Origin of the sequence: Streptomyces phytophilus, from assembly GCF_013870535.1 — a bacterium.
GTDB lineage: Bacteria > Actinomycetota > Actinomycetes > Streptomycetales > Streptomycetaceae > Streptomyces > Streptomyces phytophilus.
Map to the genome: position 1 here is coordinate 1 of NZ_JACBXC010000964.1, position 2362 is coordinate 2362.

Consider the following 2362-nt stretch of genomic DNA (forward strand, 5'->3'; position numbering starts at 1 on the left):
GTGGAGCGGGAGGTGGAGCCGTACGGGCTGGTGCTGAAGGCGGGGGTCTGGTACCTGGTGGCGCGGGTCCCGGGGGCGGGTCCGGCGGCGGCTTCCGGGGCCGGTTCGAAGGGCGGTGCCGAGGGCGGTTCCGAGGCGGGGGGCGCGTACCGGGTCTACCGCGTGGAGCGCTTCGAGCGGGCGGAGATCACGGCGGAGGCGGACGGGGACGCGGGTGAGGGTGCGGGTGCGGACGCGGGCTTCGAGCGGGACGAGGGGTTCGACCTGCCGGGCTTCTGGGCGGAGCGGGCCGCCGCGTTCGCGCGGTCGATCCTGCGGGACGAGGTGACGCTGCGGCTCTCCCCCGACGGCCTGCGGCGGCTGCCCCACGTCACGGACCGGCTCGCCGCCGAGGACGCCGTGGCCGCCGCCGCCCGGCCGGACGAGGCGGGCTGGACAACGCTACGGCTGCGGGTGGAGTCCGCGGACGTCGCGTACAGCCAGCTCCTCGCCCTCGGCCCGGACGCGGAGCTGCTCGGGCCGCCGGAGCTGCGCGCGCGGTTCGCGGCGGCGGCGGCCCGCAGCGCCGCGCTCTACGGGCGCAGCCGGTAGCTCTCCGGGTCGCCGGGGTCCTCGCCGGCCATGACGCGCTGGAAGTACGGCCAGCTGTCCGGCACCGTGCCGTCCGTGTCCGTGAACCCGTACTCCTTGGCGACCTGCCCGCTGTACAGCGACGCGCCGTTCCACCGCGCCTTGTCCGGGTCCGCCGCCAGCGCCGCCACCGCGCGGCCGACGAGGACGGGCGACTCGGAGAGCGCGAAGTGCTTGTCCTTGGCGACCGCGTCGCGCCAGTTCTCCTCCGTCACCCCGAAGTGGTCGAGCATCTGCTCGGAGCGCAGGAAGCCCGGGGTGAGGGAGAGGGCGGTGGCGCCGGCGTCCTTCAGCTCGTGGCTGAGGTTGAACGCCATCCGGATCGGGGCGTTCTTGGTCAGGTCGTAGAAGAACATCTCGCGGTACGGCTTGTTGGCCTCCGCCGTGCCGTCGGTGATCTCGATCAGCAGCCCGCCGCCGGTGCGCAGCAGCAGCGGCAGCGCGCAGTGGCTGGTGATGAGGTGCGTCTTGGCGCCGAGTTCCAGCATGCGCAGGCCGCGGTCGAGGTCGATCTCCCACATCTTCTTGCCGAACTCGACGAGGTGCTCCCCGCCCCAGACGTCGTTCACCAGCACGTCGAGCCGGCCGTGGTCGCGGTCGATCCGGGCGACGAGGTCCCGTACCCGGTCGGCTTCGAGGTGGTCGACGGCGACCCCGACGCCCTCGCCGCCGGCCGCGGTGACCAGCTCCGCGGTCTCCTCGATGGTCTCGGTGGTGCGGCCGACCTCGCTGACCTGCTGCCGGGTCGTACGGCCCGTGGCGTACACGGTGGCGCCCAGCGCGCCCAGCTGCACCGCCATCGCCCGGCCGGCGCCGCGGGTGGCGCCCGCGACCAGGGCGACCTTGCCGCGCAGCGGCTTCTCGTCGGTGTGCGGGTCGGGCCTGTCTCGGTTCTGCTCTTCGCTCATGCGCACACCGTGGCAGCGAATCCGGACATCTCCTGTCTGGTTTTCCGGCGGGTTGCGAAAGGGGCTCCGGGGGATTCCGATCCCGCCGCTCCGCGTGCGTGCGCGCGGCGGAGGGCAGATGCTGGATCCGTGATGGAGGAGTCGGAGTTCTGGGAGCTGATCGACGGCACCCGCGAGGCCGCCGAGGGCGACCCCGCGGAGCAGGCCGACCTGCTCGTCGACCGGCTGACCGGGCTGGACCCGGACGCCGTGACCGACTTCGCCTGCCACTTCGAGTCGCGGATGAACCGCGCGTACCGCATGGACCTGTGGGGCGCGGCGTGGGTCCTGCTCGACGGGGTCAGCGACGACGCCTTCGACTCCTTCCGCGGCTGGCTGATCGGGCAGGGCCGGACGGTCTTCGAGGGCGCGCTGCACGAGCCGGACGACCTCGCGGACCTGCTGGAGGACTTCGACGAGGAGGCGGACGGCGAGGCGGAGGACCTGGCGTTCGCGGCGGACGAGGCGTACGAGCGGCTCACGGGGCTGAAGCTGCCGGAGCTGGGGCTGGCGGAGGCGCCCGCGGAGCCGCTGGGCGAGGCGATCGACTTCGAGGACGTACGGGTGCTGGCGCTGCGGTACCCCAAGCTGTGGGCGCTGTACCGGGAGGACTGACGGCGCCGCGGCCGGGCTCCCGGGGGCCTGCCGGGGCCGAGCCTGCGGGGGGCGCGTGCGTCAGACGAGCGTGCGCCCCATCAGCACGTCGTCCACGTACGTGCCGTCCAGCAGGAACTCCTGCGGCAGCACCCCCTCCACCGCGAACCCCTCCGACTCGTACAGCCGCC

3 protein-coding genes and 1 pseudogene are annotated in these 2362 nt (G+C 73.9%); 2 read left to right on the top strand and 2 right to left on the bottom strand.

What is annotated here, in order from left to right; translation table 11 throughout:
- Nucleotides 1-591: helix-turn-helix transcriptional regulator (locus H5J30_RS27785; protein ID WP_181790054.1), on the top strand; the 591-nt coding region annotated here is incomplete at its 5' end.
- Here the strand turns inward: H5J30_RS27785 and H5J30_RS27790 are convergent.
- Nucleotides 573-1538, bottom strand: a complete 966-nt coding sequence (locus H5J30_RS27790; RefSeq protein ID WP_181790055.1) for an SDR family oxidoreductase — start codon at nt 1536-1538, stop codon at nt 573-575. The two genes, H5J30_RS27785 and H5J30_RS27790, sit on opposite strands and share 19 nt — an antisense overlap.
- 132 nt (nt 1539-1670) lie before the next feature.
- On the opposite strand from H5J30_RS27790, the gene H5J30_RS27795 reads away from it, so the two are divergent.
- A complete protein-coding gene (locus H5J30_RS27795; protein ID WP_181790056.1) occupies nt 1671-2192 on the top strand; it encodes a DUF4240 domain-containing protein in 522 nt (173 codons plus the stop codon).
- 60 nt (nt 2193-2252) lie between these two features.
- Here the strand turns inward: H5J30_RS27795 and H5J30_RS37000 are convergent.
- Nucleotides 2253-2362, bottom strand: a pseudogene (locus H5J30_RS37000) (GNAT family N-acetyltransferase); the annotation flags it as partial.

Bases quoted from the DNA above. Each gene is read 5' to 3' on its own strand.
- H5J30_RS27795 (WP_181790056.1), top strand. From the start codon at position 1,671: ATGGAGGAGTCGGAGTTCTGGGAGCTGATCGACGGCACCCGCGAGGCC.
- H5J30_RS27790 (WP_181790055.1), bottom strand. From the start codon at position 1,538: ATGAGCGAAGAGCAGAACCGAGACAGGCCCGACCCGCACACCGACGAG.